This is a genomic window from Nguyenibacter sp. L1 (genome assembly GCF_035199985.1).
In the GTDB taxonomy this organism is placed as follows: domain Bacteria; phylum Pseudomonadota; class Alphaproteobacteria; order Acetobacterales; family Acetobacteraceae; genus Gluconacetobacter; species Gluconacetobacter vanlangensis.
Genome location: NZ_CP127015.1, coordinates 3,906,285 through 3,925,491 on the forward strand (window position 1 = coordinate 3,906,285; position 19,207 = coordinate 3,925,491).

The window sequence follows — 19,207 nt, forward strand, 5'->3', positions numbered from 1 at the left end:
TAGGCATATGTGACTACATGTAATCTATTGGAGAGCGAATTTCAACGTCGATTTCGACGCCTGGAGCATCAGCCGCTGGAGCCGAATAACTCGTCGAACAGGTCGCCGAACCACTGCTCGAATACCTCGGTCTCGGCCTGCGTGACCTCGCGTCGGCGGCGCACCTCGCTGATCTGTGCGCCGCCGTGAGTTCGGCCAGGCGCTCGCTGACGTGATCGGCCCAGCGTTCGCGCCAACGCTCCACCAGCTCGGTGCGGTTCCAGTCCCCGCCTTCGGGCCGAAGCTGTCCTCGCTCACCTTGCACATCGTCAGCATGACATCAGTATGACATGGGGTTTCGGCATTCCGTCCGCGTCCATGTCCCAATGCACATTGAGGTCGGCGATCATGCCCTGATCGACAAATTCCGACTGGACGAAGTCGCGGGCCAGTTCGATCCCCTGCGCCTACGTCATCTCGCGGGGGATGGCGAACTCCACCTTGCGGCAAAGCTGGGCGTCCTTCCGCTTCTCGAACGCCTCGCCATCATTCCAGAGCCGTTCGCGGTCGTTCCATTGCTCCGGCGCATTCTCCGGCAGCATGACCTCGGCATGGACGACGCCGCGCTTTCGCATCCTCTGGCCTTCCAGCCGTCAGCTCTCGCCTAAAATCCGTGTCTTCGTGGATTTCATGGCAGAAAGATTGTTCAGCATATTGCCTGACCAGGACGCAGGTTTGGTCAAATATTGAAGGTATCAGGTGGCTCGCGCAGATCGACTCAGTGCGAAAGCAAAGTCGAGCATGCTCATTCCTCATAAGCGACGCCATAGTTCCCGCCGGTTCGCTTGATGTGCGCGAAACCGAGTTCGCCGAGATGCATACCGGCGATCAGCAGCCGCTCCGAGCTTACGAGGTCCAGCAGCCTCGTTCGTGTCGCGGCCGCGAGATGGGAATCCTGATCGAACGCGATCGTTACATCCGGGCGCGGAATCTGAATCTGGGGAAAATGGACACTATCTCCCCAGACCAGCAAATTCTGGCCGCCGGATTCGAGGCGATAGCCGGTATGTCCGTCCGTGTGGCCCGGAAGCGGAACCGCCGTCATGCCGGGAAGCACTTCACCGGCATCGAAGGTGCGCAGCCTGTCGCGATACCCGTCGAACGCCTGACGCGCCATGAGGAAGTTGCCGCGGGCGCGCTCGGGCGCGCGGCTCAGATTGCCGTCATCCTGCCAGAACGTGACTTCCCGATGGTGGGCGACAAGTTCGGCGTTCGGGAAGACGGCTTCTCCCGAGGCGTCCATCAGCCCTCCGACATGATCGGGATGGGCGTGCGTCAACAGGATCGCGTCGATGCCGGACGGCTGGATGCCGGCGAGTGGCAGATTGGTTTTCAATCGACCGCCCCACTGCTTGAAACCACCCGCTCCGGCGTCGATCAGGACCGTCCGACCGCCTCCGCGCACAAGGTAGCAGTTGATATGGATCGCTGTGTGATCCTTTATCCCCGCATTTTCCTGCATACGGGAGGCGTCGGCCGGATCGATATTCGCGAGGAAATCGAAACTGGCGTGCAGATAACCATCGCTGACTGCGGTTATTGTTAGGTCACCGACCTGTTGGCTTGGAAATTCAAGATTGGACATCGCTTTCTCCAGGCATCAGTTCAATTTCGTGCGTGAATGTTCGACGCTGCATAGCCAAAGCAACGGATGCGTGCCGTGAGGCCGATATTGCCCTTAATGGCACCGTCCAGCCCTTCCATGAACCGTTCCATGACCGGCGGCGTCCGAAATGGCTCAAGGCGATATTGGATTTCCGCAAAGGCCGGGTGCCCCCGGCCGTGCCGAACAGCGACATAGACGATATGCACATTCAGCAATGCAGCCCGGAGAATGCCCGTGCAGAGTTCGGTGCATTGCTCCGTGAGTTCTGCGAGTGCTTCGTCCGGCGGCATATTGTCTGCCGGGATGTAGATCGTGACATTCGGCATTGGGGGCCTACCGTGCCGTCTCGAAGGCAGTGTCATCGTCACTGGTCAATTGTGCCGTCATCGGCACATAGACATGGACATCTTCCGGTAGGTGCTCGATGTCAGGCGTCTTGCTGCGCTCCACCTTGGCGAGCCAGCGATATTCCGGGAACTTCTCCATAGCGACCGCGTGCATCGCATATGGGGTGAGGCCCAACCGGATCAGAGGCTCGGGGCCTTGTGCGCTCAACGCCAGATATTCGCCCTCATCAATTGCCGGCGCTCGATCGACGCCGCCATAGAGGTTTCGATGCCAGTCGGTGATGTGCTGCTGCCAGCGCGCGAAATTGCCGCCGCCCTTTTGGCGGTATTCCTCACCCGTCAGGATGTCGAGGCCGTCGATCGAATGAATGGCGAGATAGAGTGGGCAGCCACGGCTCAACGCCTTGAAACGCTGCGATGTGTGGAAGCCGTTCACCGAAATGAGGGCTGGCAGTTTGTCCAGGCTATAAAAGTCGTTCCATTCCGCTTCGCTGCCCGGGTCGGCAAAGCTGCATTCTACCGTATAGATCATCGCACCACCTTCGACCGAAGGCGCGGAGCTTCCGGTCCTGTCTATCGTTGATATTTTCTCATGATAGACCGCCAAATATCGCCTATATATCGACATTGGATCATGCTTCAGTGACCTAATATCAAGGTGATGGCGATCGAATGCCGAACCATTATGTCGGGAGCAACCTGTGCGCCGCAAGATTCCCAGCAATTCCGCACTCATGGCGTTCGAGGCGTCGGCGCGTCATGGGAGCTTCGCTCGCGCTGCCGACGAACTGGCCCTGACCGAAGGGGCGATCAGCCGCCAGATCGGCCGGCTGGAAGCCTTTCTCGGTGTCACGCTATTCGAGCGGGTCGGCAATCGTGTCCGGCTTTTGCCGAATGGAGAGCGTTATGCGGCTCAGGTTCGCGAGTCACTCGACCGGCTGGAACGTGACAGTCAATATCTGATGGGGCAACCCAGCGACGGCGCGAGCCTCGACATTGCCACCATCCCGACCTTTGCGGCGCGCTGGCTCATTCCCCGCCTGGCACGGTTTCGGGAAGATCACCCGAATATCATCGTGCATCTTGCCGAACGGATGGAGCCTTTTGTGCTGGCGGGAAGCGGCTTCGACGCCGCGATCCATTTCGAGCATCCCGCATGGACGGGAATGAGAACGCACCGGCTGTTGCATGAGACGCTGGTTCCGGTTTGCCACCCGGCGCTTCTCGATCGAGGCGAAGGAGCGGCATCCCTTGACGGGCTGCCACGTCTTCATCGACGCCAGAATCCGGATGCCTGGCAACGCTATGCGCAGGAAACCGGGATTGTGCTGACCAATCCTGCGGTTGGTGCTCGCTATGATCTTCACTCCATGCAAATCGAAGCTGCGTTGGCCGGCCTCGGCGTTGCGCTGGTGCCGCGAATCTATATCGAAACAGAGTTGGCGAAAGGTCGCCTGGTTGCACCTTGGCCTGATGGTGAGTCGATTTCCAAGATTTTTTGCCTCATCCTGCCGGGGCCGATACGATTGAGTGGCGGCCCTATCCAGATGTTCGCGAACTGGCTTCTCAAGGAAGTGCGATCGTCGAATCCAACACTATGAAATCGAATGGTTTACTTGCCTGTCTCTTCGGAGATGCTGTGCCGGAGCCATAGCCATGGAGTTATGCTCGGTAGATCGCGGCCCATAACTCCTGGCGGCTGTTGAGCCGACAGTCATCTTGGTCGATTCTGTCAACCAAGATGGCCGCTGCCGCTGATCGGAGGCTGGGCGTATTCGAGCCACATCGGTATGATCGAAATGACAAGTAAAGCGCCCAACAGGGCATTGAGAGCGTGCCATTGAGCGTCTGTCCGAAGAAGGCGGGAGAGCAACACGCCGGCTGCGCACCAAAGCGAGAGTGAAAGGATCGCCGCAGCGCCAAATGAAATTCCCAGGATAAGCGCGAGGTGGAATGGTTCATCTGCGAGCGAGGCAAAAGATGCGGCTGCCCCCAACGCCATCGCCCAACCTTTTGGGTTGTGCCAGACCAGCCAAACCGCGCCGGGAAAACTGGTCGGTTTGGCGATGCTTAAATGCAAGTGCGGCGGGCCGCTCCGCGCCATTTTCCACGCGAGCCATAGCAGGTAGAGCGAGCCGATAAGCTTCATAGCAAGCTGAAGCGACGGAAACGCCAGAATTACGCTCCCCAATCCGGCTGCTGCCGACGCGGCCATGGTGGCTAGACCCACGGCAATCCCACACATGAACGGCACGGAGCGGCGATAGCCGAAATGAGCGCTGGAAGCCGTGGCGAGGGTTGTAGCGCCGCCCGGCGTGGCCGTGGATACAATGACAAACAGAACGAGCGGCAGAAATTCAGTGACGGACATTCTGATCCCCAAGTTATTCGGGGAACTCTATTGTTGTTCGTGGCATAATTAAATCGCATGTTGTGCAGGGTATCCATTATGAGCCATAATGCACGGCATGGTCCGCAATCTCGATCTCACCCTGCTTCGCACCTTCGTTGCCGTCGCCGATCACACCAGCATGACGGCAGCCGGAAACGCCTTGAATCTTACGCAGAGCGCCGTCAGCCAGCAGATTGCCCGGCTGGAGGATTTGTCAGGCGCGTTGTTCGTTCGCGAACGACGCACTCTCCGCCTGACGCCGAATGGCGAGCGGTTGCTGGGAAAAGCGCGCAGACTCGTCGCGCTCAATGACGAGTTGTGGGCGGATATGGCGGAAGGGCCGATCGGCGGCCGCGTCCGTCTCGGCGCACCATATGACCTTGTGGGAACATGGCTGACCCCGATTTTGAAAACATTTTCGGAAGCCTATCCGAAGGTGGAAATCGAACTCGTCTGCCTTGCCTCTCCGGAGCTTCGGACGGCGATCACCAACGGCACAATCGACCTCGCCTTGGTCGAGGAGCCGGTGGATAACTCAAATGGGGAATGCCTGGCGATCGATTGCCTGGTTTGGGTCGGAGCAAAAGGGGGAGCGGCGCATCTCAAGACTCCGCTTCCGATTTCAATGGTTGCCGAAACGTGCGCCTTTCGTCCGGTTGTCTTGCAAGCTCTCGGTGAATGCGATCTTGCTTGGCGAACGATGTTCGAGAGCGGCAGCATTGATGCGACCCGCGCCACGATCCGCGCCGATCTGGCGGTAACGGCATGGTTGGCCTCGACGGTGCCAAATGATCTCGACATTCTGCCCTTCGGGGAGAACCTTCCTGAACTCCCGTCATTCGCAATCAATCTCTACCATGCGAAAGGGCAGCTTCCACGGGCCGCCAGCGAACTCACGCAGCAGATACGGCATGGCGTAAGCGGTTATTCTATTCCAAGCTCATAAAACTCATAGCTGCAACCCACACTGCCGCCCCCACGTAACAGGGGCGGCCCCGGAAAATCGGACAGGGTGACAAGCTATCCCCGGCCTGGATAGGGACTGATGGGCAAGGGTACGAGGAAACGGTATTCGGGTGAGTTCAAATCGCGGGTGGCTCTTGAGGCGATCCGTGGCGAGCAGACGCTGTCGGAACTGGCGTCGAAGCACGGTGTGCATCAGACGATGATCGCCCAGTGGAAGCGCCAGGCGATCGAGGGCATGGCTGCGGCCTTTTCGGGCAGCGACAGCGAGAAATTGGCGGCATAGCACACCGGGCAATAGCTTGTTCAATCCGCAAATCTGTCCGAACGAATGGGGCCACCTCTCATGCCGTGCGAAGGCTCAAGCGTCTTTGACGCAGGAGCCATTCGACGATCAGCAGAGCCAGCGCGACGAGCGCGATGGCGGCCCATGGTGTCGTGATTACGCCGGGGCCATTGACGAGAACGCCGCCGATGAATGAGGCGCCCGATATGCCGAGATTGAAGGCGGCGATATTGAAGCCCGAGGCTGTGCCGACGGCGTCGGGGGCCTCGATCGCGGCCGTCTTTACGACCCCCGCCTGCATGATCGGAGAAATCGCGAAGGCGAATATGCCCCAGACGAACAGATTCACGAAGATGCCGATGGCATGGCTTGCCGTGAGCGGCAGGGCGGCCAGCGAGACGATCAGTCCGATCAGAACGATCCTGAGCGCCGGTTCGCTGCCGATCCGGTCGGCGAGCCTGCCTCCGAACAGATTGCCGATGACGGTGGCGACCCCGAACAGCATCAGCGCCAGGCTAACGGTCTCTTCGCTGACATGGGTTACGCCTGTCATCAGCGGCGAGAGATAGGTGAAGACGACGAAGGAACTGCCGAAGCCGAAAGTCGTCACGAGATACATGGCGAGCAGCCTTGGCTTGCCGAGGAGACCGAGTTGGGAGATCAGGCCGGTTGGCGGCGTATGCGGGATGGCCTTGGGCAGCCATGCCATCAACCCGGCCACGCTGATCGCTCCGAGCGCCGCGACCACCAGGAACGGCGCACGCCAGCCCCAATGCTGGCCGACGAACGCCCCGAACGGCACGCCGACCACCATGGCGACGGTCAGTCCGGCGAACATCAGCGCGACGGCCTGCGACGAACGCGATTTGTCGACCAGCGACGTCGCGACTGTTGCGCCGATCGAGAAGAACACGCCATGGGCGATGCCGGTCACGATACGCCCGGCAAGCAACATGTCATAGCCCGGCGCAAAGGCGGCGATCAGATTGCCGAGGGTGAAAATCAGCATCAGGGTGATGGCGAGCGGGCGGCGCGGCAACCGGCCGGTCAGCGCCGTGACGGTCGGTGCGCCAAGCGTGATCGATAGCGCATACAGGCTGACGAGCAGGCCGGCAGTCGGGATGGATACGGAAAGATCCCGGGCCATTCCCGGGATCAGTCCGACGATGACGAATTCGGTGGTGCCGATGGCGAAGGCGGACACCGCGAGAGCGAAGAGACCGATAGGCATGTCCAGCGTCCTCGCTTAGGAAAGCAGCGTGGCGGCGGCCGCCTGCGCGATGATCTCATCAACTTCGACGGGCGCGCCGCCGATGCCGATGGCACCGATCACCGTGCCGGCCTTGTCGCGCAGCACGACACCGCCGCCGAAGCTGATGAGACCGCCATTGGTGTTCTCAAGCGTATAGATCGGGCCGCCGGGCTGGGCGGCTTGTCCGAGCAGAAGGCTGTCGGTCTGGAACAGCGCGGCGGTGCGCGCCTTCTTCTGGCTGACCTCGATCGGGCCGATGTTGGCGCCGTCCATGCGATGGAAGGCGACGAGATGGGCCGCGGCGTCGAGGATTGTGATGCAGACGGCAACGCCGCCTTTGGTGGCTTCGGCTGTCGCGGTCGCGATGAGGGATGTGGCGAGTTCGGAGTTCATCCGGCTTCCTCTCGTTGGACTGAAGGAAGCCAGGACAATATTCAGGAATGCGCTAAACAAAACAAGTGTTTTTGAAAAACGCCATATGTTCAATAATGCTGAACGCCCAGGCGCGGCGGCATTGGACGGTATTCCTGTCGCCCGGCATTGCAGAGAATCGCGGCATCTGTGGGAATACCGCGATCACATAATAAGCGTCTCGGTCAGGATGTCGATAAAGCGCCGGAGCTTGGTGGTCATGTACTGACCCGGCGGCCATAATATATTGAGATCGCGTGCCGGCGATTCGTAGTCTTCGAGCACGGCGACGAGTTTCTTTGCAGCGATCGATCTCTTGACGAGAAAGTCGGGCAGGCAGGCGATACCGCAGCCGCTCTCCGCGAAGAATAAAAGCGATTCGATCGCGTTGCAGACGGTATAGTGGCTGAAAGTGCCGGCAGTGATCTTCCGCCAATCGGGAAGTGGCCATTCTTCGAACTTGCCGCTGGAGGGATATTTATAGAGAAGGCAGCTATGATTACTCAAATCCTGTGGCGTCCGTGGTGTTCCCCTGGCTTGAAGATATTTCGCGGAGGCGACCACCTGCATGCGAAAGGAGCCGAGATGTCGGCGGACAAGCCGGGAATCGTCGATGTCGCCGATCCGCACTGCCGCATCGAAGCCGCCTTCGACCAGATCCACAAAATGGTCGGAGAAATGAACATCCAGTTGCACGTTCGGATTGGTCGAAATGAATTCCTTGAGGATCGGGTTGAACAGGGGCCCGACCAGAGGCAGCGTGATCCGTAGAGGGCCGCTCGGTTCCTCGGAGATATGGTCGAGCTTCTGTTTGGCGATATGAAATTCTTCGAGAATATTGCGGCAATGCTGAAGGAAAATTTCTCCTTCCGAGGTCAATGTCATGCTTCGGGTGGTGCGACGGAACAGAGTGACGCCGATGCTCCGTTCGAGCCTGGCAATGCTTTTGCCCACCGCCGAAGCCGATAGCCCGGTGGTTCGGGCGACATCGATGAAGCTGAGCGTCTCGGCCGCTTTCACGAACAGGCTGATCCCGTAAATCGAATCCATCCGACAGTCTCCGGCACGCCCTTTGGGGCGTCATTGGTAACGGTTCATGATGTGTCATCGCGCACCCGTTCGATCGGGAGGCGTCTCCATGCGTTCATTATGGACATTTCTTCTATAATGAATGGAATGCAAGCTTATTTATCTTGTATCCAATGGCGTTATATCTCGGGATGAATTTGTTCATTCGCTTTCCAGGGACACAGACATGACAGAACAAACGACGTTTCCCCATGCCGGGAAAAAATACACGATCCGCTTCGAAAACGGACTGGAAGTAACGAATGCCTATTCGGCGGATGGACAAACCATCTCTGTCGAATTTTTGTCGGGTGACCTGCTGGGGACACAGATGACAGTGCCATTTCGATGGACTGAACTGGCCGGTGGAAACTTTCTCCTGTCATGGCAAGAGGACGACAAATCGACGGTCGTTCACTGTGATAATTTCGAGCAGAAGATCTCCCGCGCTTTCTACACCATGATGAGCGGGGATTTTTACGTCATGACAGGCGAAATTCTGTGAAGTGCAACATGGGTACTGTCGCAATTCCGATTGCGGTGCCTTACAGTGGACTGGTCTTGTTGCGTCATTGAACCTTCTCGGCCTCTCTCATCATCATCCAGGCAAGGTCCGTCAGCTTGTCGCGCGGCAGGCGGGTCGATGGTCCGCTCAAGCCGATGGCGGCCCGGACCTCGCCGTTTTCCCGCCAGGGAACGGCGACGCAGTGAAGACCTGGCTCATAGTTTTCGAGATCGAGCGCGAACCCGACCCTCTCGACCGCGTCGATCTGCGATTGGATATCCGGACCAAGCGCATCGGCGCGGGTCGCCAGCACACGCTTGCCGAGGCCCGGCATGAAGGCGAGGAAGACGAGGCCGATCGCTGATCCTTCAAGCCGCAACCTGGCTTCACCGGGACTCGCTGTCCTCAGCATCCGGTCCGATTCGATAGCATCGAGATAATAGGTTTCGTCACCGCTCGGCACGGCAAGATAGACCGTCTCGCCCGTCTTCACCGCAATGGCCTCCAGCACCGGGCGCAGACGGGTCCGTAGCGCGCCGTCATCACCCGTGATCCGGGCAAGGTTCAGAATGCGCCCGCCCAGGTGATAGCGGGTATCGCCGACGCGCCGGCGGACATAGCCCAGCACGTCCAGCGTCTTGAGGATATTGTGTGCCGTCGTCTTGCCGATGCCGGTCCTCTCGGCGATATGCTTGAGAGAGGCCGCACCGCCCTCGCGGGCGATGATCTCCAGAATGGCGACGGCGCGCTCGATCGACTGGATCAACCGTCCTCCATTGTCTTCATTCTCCGGCAAGAGCACCTCCGCGAACAAGCCGCGCGATCATAGCAGATTTTCAAGAATTTTCGGCACTATTTCGGTCAGAAGTTCAACAATGTGGAATATTGGCGCATTTCCGTCGCCTCCGCGAATGCCGGTAGCCCCACCCAAGGAAAGAATAATATGCGGAACTGCGGCTCGCGGTGCTTGCGCAGGCGCTCGGACTTACATTTCTTTTTCCCACCAGCCGCGGGTGTTCACGTCGGCGGCGTCGGCGAGGGCTTCCAACTCCGCGACCTCGTCGCCGGTGAGCGTCAAGCTGGTGGCCCGGACCAGTCCATCGACGTAGTCGGGCCTGGTGACGCCGATGATCGGCGTCGCGCCCTTGGCGATGGCCCAGGCTGTCGCGACATCGGGAGCTGCCGCACCGTGGCTTTGGCCGATCGAGGCGAGCTTGTCCGTCAGCGCCTGCAATTGAGGCAGCATGCCGTTGTAAGCCCGCGCCCGGTTGGTTCCTTCCGGCAGCGGGTTCTCCGGACTGTATCTGCCGGTCAGGGCGCCCTGTTCCAGAACCATATAGGCGAAGAACGGGATGCCGTGGCTGCGGCAATAATCCAGGATGCCGGCATCCTCGGAGCCGCGGTAAAGGAGACTGTAATGGTTCTGGATGGCCTCGACCCGGAACCCGGATTCTTCGAGAATCCGGTTGGCGCGCTTGATTTCGCTCAGGTTGTGATTCGAGACGCCGACATGTTTGACCTTACCGCTCTTGAGCAACGGGATCAGGTAAGGCGTCCACCGTGCCACATCGGCTGGATTGTGAATCCAGTAGAGGTCGATGTAGTCGGTGCCGAGGCGTGCCAGGCTTTGCTCCAGCATGTCCGCCATCGGGTCATCCCCGGTGCCCGCGGCCTGCGGGGTGAACTTCGTGGAGAGCTGGTAGTCGCTGCGCGCGAAGCGCTTCAGCACGTCCCCGAGTACGGTTTCCGAACGGCCCATGCCGTACACCATGGCGGTGTCCCACAGCGTGAAGCCGGCCGCATGCGCTTTGTCCGCGACCTCTTCCAGGCCAGCCCGGGTCAGGTGGCTGCCGAAATAGCCGTCGCCGGCCTCGCCGCTGTCGCCCCAGGCCCAGGTGCCCAGTGCGATCTGGGGAATTTTCAGGGTCTCGATTGTCATGGTCGCTCCATACTTGGTCCGCAGCCCGGTTTGCCGTGACCCGGGCGCTGCCGGCATTGTGATGCGCGGCGACGCCGAACCGTTAGCCCGATGCGCCGGGATTTCTGCCCGATCCTCCGGGTGCCGCGTTTCGCATTGTCGCCTTTCCGCGCGCGTGCGATGGTCCGTCTGATGGAAACACTGTCCGAAATTGCTGCCGTGATTGCGAGGCACGTCTCGAAGGATGGCTTCCACGCCACCCCCGTCGAACGTATGATATTTGCTCGATCCTCCACGGTCACGATGCCGATGCCGAATGTTTACCGGCCGCAACTGTGCCTCGTCGCGCAGGGGCAAAAAGAGGTCACGCTGGGCGACCGTGCGTTCAGATATGCGCCGGGCCGCTATGGGATCGTAACCCATGACCTGCCGGTGACGGGCCAGGTGGTCGAGGCGACGCCCGACAGGCCCTATCTCTGCCTGTATCTCGATTTCGATCCGGTCATGCTGGGGCAGTTGGCGTTGCGCGTGCCGCCTCCGCCGGGCGTGCCCGCTCCGCCCATAGGCAAGACGGTGTCCGATGCCGGTGCCGGACTGCTCGACGCGGTCCTGCGCCTGCTGCGTTTGCTTGACGATCCGGCGGCGCTGCCCGTGCTCGGGCCGCTTGCCGAGCAGGACATTCTCTATCGCCTGCTTGCCGGCCCGGACGGCGCCAGAATGCGCCACATTACGTCCAGCCAGGGGCGGATGGCCCAGGTCGGCCGCGCCATCGCCTGGATCGGGCAGCATGTCCGGGAACGGTTCAGCATCGAACGGCTTGCCGCGGACGTGGGCATGAGTCCGTCGAGCCTGCACGCGCATTTTCGCGCTGTGACGGCGATGACGCCGCTGCAGTTCCAGAAGCAGCTCCGGCTGCAGGACGCGCGCAGCCTGATGCTGGTGGAGGACATCGACATCACGACTGCCGCCCTCCGCGTGGGGTACGAAAGCCCGTCGCAGTTCAGTCGCGAATATCGCCGCCACTTTGGAGAACCGCCGGCGCGCGACATAGCCCGCTTGCGCGCTTCGCCGGGCTTGACGGTGGTCGCCTGAGTTTCATTCACGCAGGATTGCTGAATAGATCGACGAGGTTCTGTGGCGCATCCGTGCCAAAAAACTGATCCAGGTTTCGCGCGCTTGCAACGGCGACGCGCTTGCTCCGGCAAAACAATTCACGTTCGTAGGCAGCCAGCGCGGCGTCGCCGTCATCGGGATCGGCGACGATTGCGCGGGCCAGTTCGGCGGCGTCGAACATCGCCAGATTGGCGCCTTGGCCAGCGAAAGGGGACATCAAGTGCGCCGCATCACCCAGCAAGGTCACGCCGGGCAGGCGTTCCCAGCGGTGATCCACCGGTAGAGGTGCGGGATGTGTCCAGGAGGCATGATTTATCAGTCGAACTTGACCAGGTCCTTAAAGATCAGGTGGCCCCAGCGATTGCCGCGCGCGTGCACAAGCAATCCGCCTTCTGAAAGTCCGCCGAGATTGATCGGCGCGAAACCGAGATTTTCCGCGAGCGCACCGATCTCGGCTGTCGCGCCGTCATCGTCGCCGGCCAGGAACACGACTCTCCTGCCGCCGTGCACGGCAGGGTCCTGGTTCAGGATGGCGGCGGCCAGATGGTTGAAGCCTTTCACCAGCCTGGCTCCGGTGAACGCCTTCGCGACGACGGCAGAGGACGGGAGACCATCCAGTTCTTCAAGCGGGGCCAGGGTGTTCATCGCGTCGATGAGGGTCTTTCCCTTCCAGTCGGGCAGCGTCTTCGCGATCTCCGGGTGTGACTCGAAACGGACCGCCAGGAAGATGATGTCCGCCTTGACGGCGTCCGCCAGCGTTGCGGGGATGATCGTAGGGCCGATCGCGGCTGCATCGGATGCAAAGCGCGCTGGATCGCGCGTGGTGGCGACGGATACTTCGATGCCCTTGCGGGCAAACGCCCTGGCGAGAGCATGGCCGATCTTGCCGAAGCCGATAATTGCGTAGCTCATTATGGTCTCCTTCGATTTTTTTCGGCGTGGTCAGAGCTTGTAGCCGCCGCTTGCCTCGATCGTCTGGCCCGTCACCCAATGGCCGTCATCGGAGGCCAGGAACGCCACGACGGCGGCGATTTCCGAGGGCTCGCCGAAGCGTCCCAGTGCGATTTGGGCCTCGACTGCCTTTACGAGTTCGGAATTCTGCCGGATGGCGGCATTCACGTCCGTTCGGGTGTAGCCCGGTGCCACGGCGTTCGCGGTAATTCCACGCGGCCCCAGCTCGATTGCCAGCGCATGGGTCAGAGTGTTGATCGCTGCCTTGGCCATCGAGTAGACGGGCGCGGCCGTCACGGGCTTCGTGGCGGCGGCGGAAGAGATGTTGATGATGCTTCCACCATCGGCAAGACGATCCAGCGCGGCCTGCACGATGAAAAAGGGCGCGCGGGCGTAGACCGCGATCAGGGTGTCCCAACGCTCCGGTGTTGCGTCCTGGAAGCCGACCCAGCCGGAATTGCCGGCGTTGTTGACCAGGATGTCGAGGGCTTTGCGTCCGTTGCGCCTGGTGAACTCGGCGTCCAGTCTCTCGAACAGGGCCGGGACGGTCGCCGGGTCAACGAGGTCCGCGTGGATCGCGAACGCAGTCCCTCCGGCTTTCTCGATGGCTGCGACCGCCTCGTCCGCGCCGGATTTGCTGGCGTTGTAGGTCAGCGCGACCGTCGCACCATCCTTTGCGAGACGTTCGGCGATGGCGCGGCCGATGCCTCGCGATGCTCCGGTAACGAGCGCGGTTTTTCCTTCAAGAGGGTGTGTCATTTCGTTTTCTTCCGTGGATGGAGTGATCGGCCGGGCGCGGTGCGTCAGATCTGCGCCAGGCCGCCATCGACGGCGACCTCGCTGGCGGTCATGAAGCTGCTGTCCTGCGACGCGAGAAACGCGGCCACCGCCCCGATCTCCGCCGGATCGGCCATGCGCTGGAGCGGATTCATCGAGGCGAAGACCTTCATGCCCTCCTCGCCCAGCGCGTCCTTCGCGAGTTCGGTCGCCGTCGGCCCGGGCGACAATACGTTGACCCGGATGCCGGTGCCCTTCAGGTCCTCCGCCCAGGTCCGCGCGAGGTTGCGCACTGCCGCCTTGCTCGCGCTGTAGGCGCTGAACTCCGGGGCGCCCGTGGTGCCGGCGCTCGATCCGGTCAGGATGATCGAACCGCCCGGCCCCATCAGCGGCAGTGCCTTCTGGACCGTGAAGATCGTACCCTTCACGTTGGTGTCGAAGATTTCGTCGATGTGCGCGGCGGTGATCTCGCCGAGCGGAAGCGGGCTTCCCGCGCCGGCATTGGCGAAGACGATGTCGAGGGTTCCGCGTTCGGCCTTCACCGCCGCGTAGAGGCGGTCGAGGTCGGCCAGATCGGTGACCGAGCCCTTCACCGCGCGGGCATCGGGTCCGAGGTCGGCCACGGCGGCGTCGAGCGCCGACTGCCGGCGGCCGAAGATGAAGACGAGGGCGCCGTCCTCGATGAAGCGCCTCGCCGCGCCGAGGCCGATGCCGGTAGCGCCTCCGGTGACGACTGCAACCTTACCCTCAAGCTTTCTCATGGCTTTTCCTTTCGGCGTGTCGGGCAGCGCCTCTGTTGTCATTTGCGGGCGTGCGCTGTATTTTTAATGGATCGCCGATCCATTTATATGGATCACTGATCCGTTTATCAAGGCAATCAATGCGAGCCGACGCAAAAAAAAATCGCAGCCAAATTCTCGCGGTCGCGCGTGACGTCGTCACCGAGCACGGTGCCGACGTGTCGATGCGTGATATCGCTCGCCGGGCCGGCGTCGGGTTGGCCACGCTGCTTCGTCATTTCCCGACGCGGGAAGCCCTGTTCGAAGCGTTGCTGTGTACCAATCTGGACGCGCTGGCGCAGAAGGCAGACGACCGCGAAACGTCGACTTCGGCTGACGAGGCACTTCTGTCCTGGTTTCGGGAATTGGTGGCATTCGCCCAAAGCTATCGGGGTGTTGTCGCCATGATGGCGGCCGCCCACGCGAACCCGGACTCCGCTCTTTATGCTTCATGCGCAGCCGTGCATTCGGCAGGCGCGCGACTGCTGCTCCGTGCGCAGGAGGAGGGAACGGTGCGCGCCGATATGAATGGGGACGACCTGTTCGCCCTGGTCACCGCACTGGGCTGGGCGGTCGACCAACCCTCATTCGCGTCGCGGGCGGATCATCTCGTTCACCTTATTACGAGCGCCATCCTGACAAATCGGCCCGGAAACGATGCCAGGAAGGCGGCGCCTTGAATCAGACCGGCGTCGGATGGTGGCAATGGGCCTGAGACGGCTCTCAACGCTTTGACGGTCGCCATGGCGCGATCGAGCCGGCGCCGGAGGGGATCCCGGCCGGTCGCTCCGGTCAGCGGCGGCACACCGTCGCCACGACGTCGCGCAACCAGCGGTGGGCCGAGTCGGCGGTCATGCGTGGATGCCACATGGCCGATATCATGATCTCGGGCGTTGGAACCGGAAGTGGGAACGTGACCAGGCCATCGCCGATCGCGGCATCGCTGGACGGGTCGACGCCGAGGCATGATTGGGGGACGAGCGCGACCAGATCGGACCGGCGCGCGATGCGCAGCGCATCGGGGAAGCCCGGCACGGTCGCGACGATCCGGCGGTGAAGCCCCAGCGCCGCCAGGGCCGTGTCGACCGGGCCCGTGACGCTGCCCCTGCGGGAGACCACGACATGCCTGCAGGCCGCATAGCGCTGTGGGGTTATGGCGGCCGACAGCAGCCGATGTCCTGCCGCCGCCACGCCGACGAACGTGTCGCGGAAGAGAAAATGGGTGCGCACCTCCGGCGCGAATGCACCAGGCACGCCGATTTCGAGATCGATCTCTCCTTCCCGGAGCGGGGTGGCGTCCTTGACCGGCTTGGGCACGAACCGCAGGCGGACATGGGGCGCCGCCTCGGTGACGGCGGTCACCAGGGGGGCCGCGAACAACCCGACGAACCCTTCATTGGCGCGGATGGTGAATGTTCTGTCGAGTGTGGCGACGTCCAGCCGATCGGTCCGCGGACTGAGGACCGCCTGCACCGCGCGCGTCATGTCATGAACCCGGGTGCGCAGTTCGGCCGCGTGGGGTGTCGGCACGAGGCCGCGTCCGGCACGCACGAGCAACGGATCGCCTGTCGCGGTGCGCAGCCGCGCGAGCGTGCGGCTCATGGCGGAAGAGCTGAGGCCCAGGCGGCGTGCGGCACCGGTCACGCTGCCCTCGGCCAGGAGGGCGTCGAGTGCGGGAAGCAGGTTCAGATCGATCTCGCCCATGGCTGGATACTCGCCGGTTCAATCCTTCGGACATGGCGTCTGATGCAATCATAATGTGCATCCTGTGCGTCTGGCGCCGCCCGTGCGGGGGAAACATATTCGCTGCGGACATCATCAGGCGAGAGCTGTTTCCATGACCCCCACCACATTTCATGACGCGCCGGGCTCGGTTCTGCTTATCGGCGCGTCGCGCGGCCTTGGCCATGCCATGGCGGCCGAGTTCCTGAAGAAGGGATGGACCGTCGTCGGGACGGTACGCGGCATGGGCCGGACCTTGCTGCACGACCTGGCGGATGCCCATGGCGACCGCGTCGAGATCGCGCAGCTCGACATGACCGAGCCGGATCAGATCATGGCGCTGCGGCACCGCCTTGCCGGACGCCGCTTCGATATCCTGTTCGTCAATGCGGGCACTGCCAATGCCGACCCGCGAGAGACCATCGGGGAGACATCGACGGAGGAGTTCGTCCGCGTGATGGTCACCAATGCGTTGAGTCCGATGCGTGTGGTCGAGGGATTGCAGGATCTCGTCTCGCCGGCCGGCACGATCGGCGTCATGTCGTCGGGACAGGGGAGCATCGCCAACAACACCCATGGCGGACGCGAGGTCTATCGCGGGAGCAAGGCGGCGCTCAATCAGTATATGCGCAGCTATGCGGCCCGCCATGCGGGCGAGCCGCGCGCCCTGGTGCTGGTGGCGCCGGGGTGGATTCGCACGGAGCTGGGCGGGCCCGACGCGCCGCTCGGCCTGGAGGAGACCGTTCCGAAGATCGTGGACATGGTCCTCGCGCAGCGAGGCAGGCCCGGTCTGCGTTATCTGGACCGCGAGGGGCGTGCCGTTCCGTGGTGAACGGCGCCGTGGTGTCCTTGATCGGCTGGGGCACCTTTCGGCCATCTCCGATGGAACCAAAGCCAGGCGGACGGCCGGCTGCTGATCCAGCCTTCGAGATGGCGGTTGATCGCCGACATGATGGAGACTTCGTCTTCCTTCTGGTTGCCCGACAAGGCGATCCTGAGCGCAGGTTCGCAAACAAGACGAAAACGCGCAGGGCCGATGCGCACGATGCTTACTGGAACGATGTTTCTTTCAAAGCGTAATGCGAGATGGGCGATCGCCGGTGCGGTCCATGCCGGGCTTCCAAAAAAGGGGATCTTTATCCCGTCGTTCATTTTCTGGTCGACCAGAAACCCGACCGTTCCGCCGGCGGACAGATGCGCGATGATCGCTCTGGCCCCCTGACGTCCCTTGGGAAACATTTTGGTTCCGGAACCGGCGCGTTCCCTGATGTCCTGAATCAACCTGTCGATAGCGGGATTGCTGGTCCTGCGGTACACGCCGGCCACGGGCAGGCCAAGTGCGCCGGCGATGGGGAGGATCATTTCCCAATTTCCCAGATGCGCCGAAAAAAAGAGCGGTGGGTTTCCTCCGTGCCACGCCCGCGCGATACATTCTTCCCCGACGATTTCCCAGCCGGGACCGTCCTGGGTACGGCCAAGATTCGGCAGATGGGGGAATTCGGCGACGACACGGCCCAGATTGTCCCACGCGTCACGCATGAGTGCGTCGCGGGACGATTCTGCCATTTCCGGAAATGCGATTCTGAGATTATCCAGCGCTATACGGGAAACGGAAAGCACAGGACCGACGGTCCGTGCGAGCATCGCGCCGAAATCGGAACACCGCGCGGGCCCGAGATATTGGAGCGCGCGGATAGTGCCGCTCAACACCTGGCCTTGCACGCCATGCAACAACCGAACAAGGCCGGCCTGGCGGTTTCCGGAGCGCCGCGGGTATTCAGGACGCTGCAATGCTCTCGATATGTGGGCGCTCACGACGGACGTCTCTCCGCTGGAATTCGCTGAAGCCGGGTGTTGTCCGCGGCGATATTGCCTGGCTCCCCCTGCCGTTTGATGTCGTCTTCCTTTCCGTGCGGCGAGATTGTGTATCGCTTGACACAAACACGACGCAGTCTGACATCGTTTGAGAGCGATCTTCTGGTAGCATGGCGCCATGATGGACATGAGCCCTCTACCCCTTCGTGAACGATGGCGGCGATATTTTTTCTTTCTGCCGATTCCGTTGTTCGAACGTCGCAGGTACGAGACCGGCGTTCCGGAGCGCTGAGCCGCCGACTATTGTCAAATCTTCTTATTGAAACAAGAGCTTGTCTCGGATGCCCGCTTGCCGGGCGCGGCCGGCTGCCGGGTGTCCGTCTTGTGGTTCGGCCGGTCCCGATGGCCGTTTTCGGGTAGACGCCGCAATGATCGAACGGCCTCCAAGTCGCAACCTATTCGGAGATGAACTGTGTTTATCATGAAAAACAAATATCGAGGGTATAGAGATTTATGCCGTTATACATTGATCGTGCTCGGTGCTTTCGGCGGGAGCGCGGCGCTTGTCGGATGCACGGATGACCCCAGAAAATATCAAAACCTGCAATCGTCCCCTCAATTGTCCTTGCAGAAAAGCAGCGAGTTCAAATGGCAATATTTGGATCCGGACGCTGATTTTTCAAAATACAAATCGGCGATGATCGATCCGGTCGAGATTTACCGCGGTTCGGACGCACAGTTTGGTAGCACGTCGGAGAATGACCGCGTCTATATGGCAAACTATATAGATAAGACCTTCCCGAAGGAGATCGGTAAAAAATACACGCTTGTCCATTCGGCTGATTCGCGCACTCTTCGCTTTCATGTCACGTTAACGGGGGTGAAGAAAAGTATTCCCGTTTTGTCGACGATTTCGCATATATCAAGTGTCGGTCTCGTTACAAATGCTGGAATGCAGGCTGCAGGGGGGAACGGGACTGCCTATGGTGCGGTCTATTATGCCGTCGAGGTGTATGATGCCCAAACGTCGCGCCTTCTTTACGCTCAGGTGACGGTACAAACACCGGACGCCTTGGACCCGACGGTTAGTTTCGGTTATCTGGATGCCGCGCGCGAGGGCGTGCGCATCGGTGCGCATCATCTTGTGCAGAAACTGGAGAAACTGTCCAAGCAGGAACATACGACCGTCGTCGAGAAAACGGGCGATATCGGCGAGGCCAAGGGGGCGCGGCGTGGCCAGGGAGGGGCGTGACGGGGCGATCC

The 19,207-nt window shown here is 61.2% G+C and carries 22 protein-coding genes and 2 pseudogenes; 8 read left to right on the top strand and 16 right to left on the bottom strand.

All coding sequences use genetic code 11. The features are described from left to right. Window positions 1-308 precede the first annotated feature (308 nt). The 4 genes and pseudogenes from QN315_RS17655 to QN315_RS17670 form a co-directional block, all read right to left on the bottom strand. A pseudogene (locus QN315_RS17655) lies at window positions 309-614 on the bottom strand (MobA/MobL family protein). Window positions 615-784: 170 nt separating this feature from the next. Further along, on the bottom strand, window positions 785-1,624 hold the full coding sequence (locus QN315_RS17660; RefSeq protein ID WP_323990720.1) for an MBL fold metallo-hydrolase: 840 nt from the start codon (window positions 1,622-1,624) through the stop codon (window positions 785-787). Between the two features lie 20 nt (window positions 1,625-1,644). Further along, window positions 1,645-1,971: a hypothetical protein gene (locus QN315_RS17665; protein WP_323990721.1), complete on the bottom strand. Its 327-nt coding sequence runs from the start codon at window positions 1,969-1,971 to the stop codon at window positions 1,645-1,647. 7 nt (window positions 1,972-1,978) lie between these two features. After that, window positions 1,979-2,524, bottom strand: coding sequence for a sugar ABC transporter (locus QN315_RS17670; RefSeq protein WP_323990722.1), 546 nt, complete (start codon window positions 2,522-2,524; stop codon window positions 1,979-1,981). Window positions 2,525-2,693: 169 nt separating this feature from the next. Between QN315_RS17670 and QN315_RS17675 the strand changes: the two genes are divergently transcribed. Then, on the top strand, window positions 2,694-3,593 hold the full coding sequence (locus QN315_RS17675; RefSeq protein ID WP_323990723.1) for a LysR substrate-binding domain-containing protein: 900 nt from the start codon (window positions 2,694-2,696) through the stop codon (window positions 3,591-3,593). A 131-nt stretch (window positions 3,594-3,724) separates the two neighbouring features. Here the strand turns inward: QN315_RS17675 and QN315_RS17680 are convergent, their stop codons facing one another. Continuing rightward, a complete protein-coding gene (locus tag QN315_RS17680) occupies window positions 3,725-4,363 on the bottom strand; it encodes a LysE family translocator (RefSeq protein WP_323990724.1) in 639 nt (212 codons plus the stop codon). A gap of 97 nt (window positions 4,364-4,460) precedes the next feature. Here QN315_RS17680 and QN315_RS17685 point away from each other — a divergent pair, with 97 nt between their 5' ends. Next, on the top strand, window positions 4,461-5,330 hold the full coding sequence (locus tag QN315_RS17685) for a LysR substrate-binding domain-containing protein (RefSeq protein WP_323990726.1): 870 nt from the start codon (window positions 4,461-4,463) through the stop codon (window positions 5,328-5,330). Between the two features lie 99 nt (window positions 5,331-5,429). Then, window positions 5,430-5,606: pseudogene (locus tag QN315_RS17690) on the top strand (transposase); the annotation flags it as partial. A gap of 85 nt (window positions 5,607-5,691) precedes the next feature. Here QN315_RS17690 and QN315_RS17695 read toward each other — a convergent pair. The 3 genes from QN315_RS17695 to QN315_RS17705 all read right to left on the bottom strand — a co-directional run bounded on the left by QN315_RS17695 (window position 5,692) and on the right by QN315_RS17705 (window position 8,346). Further along, window positions 5,692-6,837 carry an MFS transporter gene (locus QN315_RS17695; RefSeq protein WP_323990727.1) on the bottom strand — a complete coding sequence of 382 codons (1,146 nt, stop codon included), beginning with the start codon at window positions 6,835-6,837 and terminating at the stop codon, window positions 5,692-5,694. A gap of 42 nt (window positions 6,838-6,879) precedes the next feature. Continuing rightward, window positions 6,880-7,278 carry a heme-binding protein gene (locus QN315_RS17700; RefSeq protein ID WP_323990728.1) on the bottom strand — a complete coding sequence of 133 codons (399 nt, stop codon included), beginning with the start codon at window positions 7,276-7,278 and terminating at the stop codon, window positions 6,880-6,882. A gap of 183 nt (window positions 7,279-7,461) precedes the next feature. Beyond that, window positions 7,462-8,346: a LysR family transcriptional regulator gene (locus tag QN315_RS17705; RefSeq protein WP_323990729.1), complete on the bottom strand. Its 885-nt coding sequence runs from the start codon at window positions 8,344-8,346 to the stop codon at window positions 7,462-7,464. A gap of 205 nt (window positions 8,347-8,551) precedes the next feature. On the opposite strand from QN315_RS17705, the gene QN315_RS17710 reads away from it, so the two are divergent. Beyond that, on the top strand, window positions 8,552-8,869 hold the full coding sequence (locus QN315_RS17710; protein WP_323990730.1) for a MoaF-related domain-containing protein: 318 nt from the start codon (window positions 8,552-8,554) through the stop codon (window positions 8,867-8,869). Window positions 8,870-8,933: 64 nt separating this feature from the next. On the opposite strand, the gene QN315_RS17715 is transcribed toward QN315_RS17710, so the two are convergent. Next, window positions 8,934-9,635: an IclR family transcriptional regulator gene (locus tag QN315_RS17715; RefSeq protein ID WP_323990731.1), complete on the bottom strand. Its 702-nt coding sequence runs from the start codon at window positions 9,633-9,635 to the stop codon at window positions 8,934-8,936. A gap of 219 nt (window positions 9,636-9,854) precedes the next feature. Continuing rightward, a complete protein-coding gene (locus QN315_RS17720) occupies window positions 9,855-10,808 on the bottom strand; it encodes an aldo/keto reductase (protein ID WP_323990732.1) in 954 nt (317 codons plus the stop codon). 90 nt (window positions 10,809-10,898) lie between these two features. On the opposite strand from QN315_RS17720, the gene QN315_RS17725 reads away from it, so the two are divergent. Beyond that, complete coding sequence (locus tag QN315_RS17725) at window positions 10,899-11,879, top strand: AraC family transcriptional regulator (protein WP_323990733.1); 981 nt, start codon at window positions 10,899-10,901, stop codon at window positions 11,877-11,879. Window positions 11,880-11,886: 7 nt separating this feature from the next. Here the strand turns inward: QN315_RS17725 and QN315_RS17730 are convergent, their stop codons facing one another. Genes QN315_RS17730 through QN315_RS17745 form a run of 4 tightly spaced genes read right to left on the bottom strand, consistent with a single transcriptional unit; the run spans window position 11,887 to window position 14,389 of the window. Next, complete coding sequence (locus QN315_RS17730; RefSeq protein ID WP_408904547.1) at window positions 11,887-12,177, bottom strand: FAD-dependent oxidoreductase; 291 nt, start codon at window positions 12,175-12,177, stop codon at window positions 11,887-11,889. A 38-nt stretch (window positions 12,178-12,215) separates the two neighbouring features. Next, window positions 12,216-12,812, bottom strand: a complete 597-nt coding sequence (locus tag QN315_RS17735; protein WP_323990734.1) for an NADPH-dependent F420 reductase — start codon at window positions 12,810-12,812, stop codon at window positions 12,216-12,218. A 30-nt stretch (window positions 12,813-12,842) separates the two neighbouring features. Continuing rightward, the gene (locus QN315_RS17740) at window positions 12,843-13,610 is read right to left on the bottom strand and encodes an SDR family oxidoreductase (RefSeq protein ID WP_323990735.1); all 768 of its coding nucleotides are present in this window, start codon (window positions 13,608-13,610) and stop codon (window positions 12,843-12,845) included. Window positions 13,611-13,654: 44 nt separating this feature from the next. After that, a complete protein-coding gene (locus QN315_RS17745; protein WP_323990737.1) occupies window positions 13,655-14,389 on the bottom strand; it encodes an SDR family oxidoreductase in 735 nt (244 codons plus the stop codon). A 35-nt stretch (window positions 14,390-14,424) separates the two neighbouring features. Between QN315_RS17745 and QN315_RS17750 the strand changes: the two genes are divergently transcribed. Then, window positions 14,425-15,087, top strand: coding sequence for a helix-turn-helix domain-containing protein (locus QN315_RS17750; RefSeq protein WP_323990738.1), 663 nt, complete (start codon window positions 14,425-14,427; stop codon window positions 15,085-15,087). Between the two features lie 112 nt (window positions 15,088-15,199). On the opposite strand, the gene QN315_RS17755 is transcribed toward QN315_RS17750, so the two are convergent. Continuing rightward, window positions 15,200-16,111 carry a LysR family transcriptional regulator gene (locus QN315_RS17755; protein WP_323990739.1) on the bottom strand — a complete coding sequence of 304 codons (912 nt, stop codon included), beginning with the start codon at window positions 16,109-16,111 and terminating at the stop codon, window positions 15,200-15,202. 133 nt (window positions 16,112-16,244) lie between these two features. Here QN315_RS17755 and QN315_RS17760 point away from each other — a divergent pair, with 133 nt between their 5' ends. Next, the gene (locus QN315_RS17760) at window positions 16,245-16,961 is read left to right on the top strand and encodes an SDR family oxidoreductase (protein ID WP_176639789.1); all 717 of its coding nucleotides are present in this window, start codon (window positions 16,245-16,247) and stop codon (window positions 16,959-16,961) included. On the opposite strand, the gene QN315_RS17765 is transcribed toward QN315_RS17760, so the two are convergent. Next, the gene (locus QN315_RS17765) at window positions 16,925-17,944 is read right to left on the bottom strand and encodes a lauroyl acyltransferase (protein WP_323990740.1); all 1,020 of its coding nucleotides are present in this window, start codon (window positions 17,942-17,944) and stop codon (window positions 16,925-16,927) included. The genes QN315_RS17760 and QN315_RS17765 overlap by 37 nt on opposite strands. Before the next feature lie 481 nt (window positions 17,945-18,425). Here QN315_RS17765 and QN315_RS17770 point away from each other — a divergent pair, with 481 nt between their 5' ends. Next, entirely contained in the window at window positions 18,426-19,196 is a 771-nt protein-coding gene (locus tag QN315_RS17770) for a DUF3313 domain-containing protein (RefSeq protein ID WP_323990741.1), read from the top strand. Window positions 19,197-19,207 lie beyond the last annotated feature (11 nt).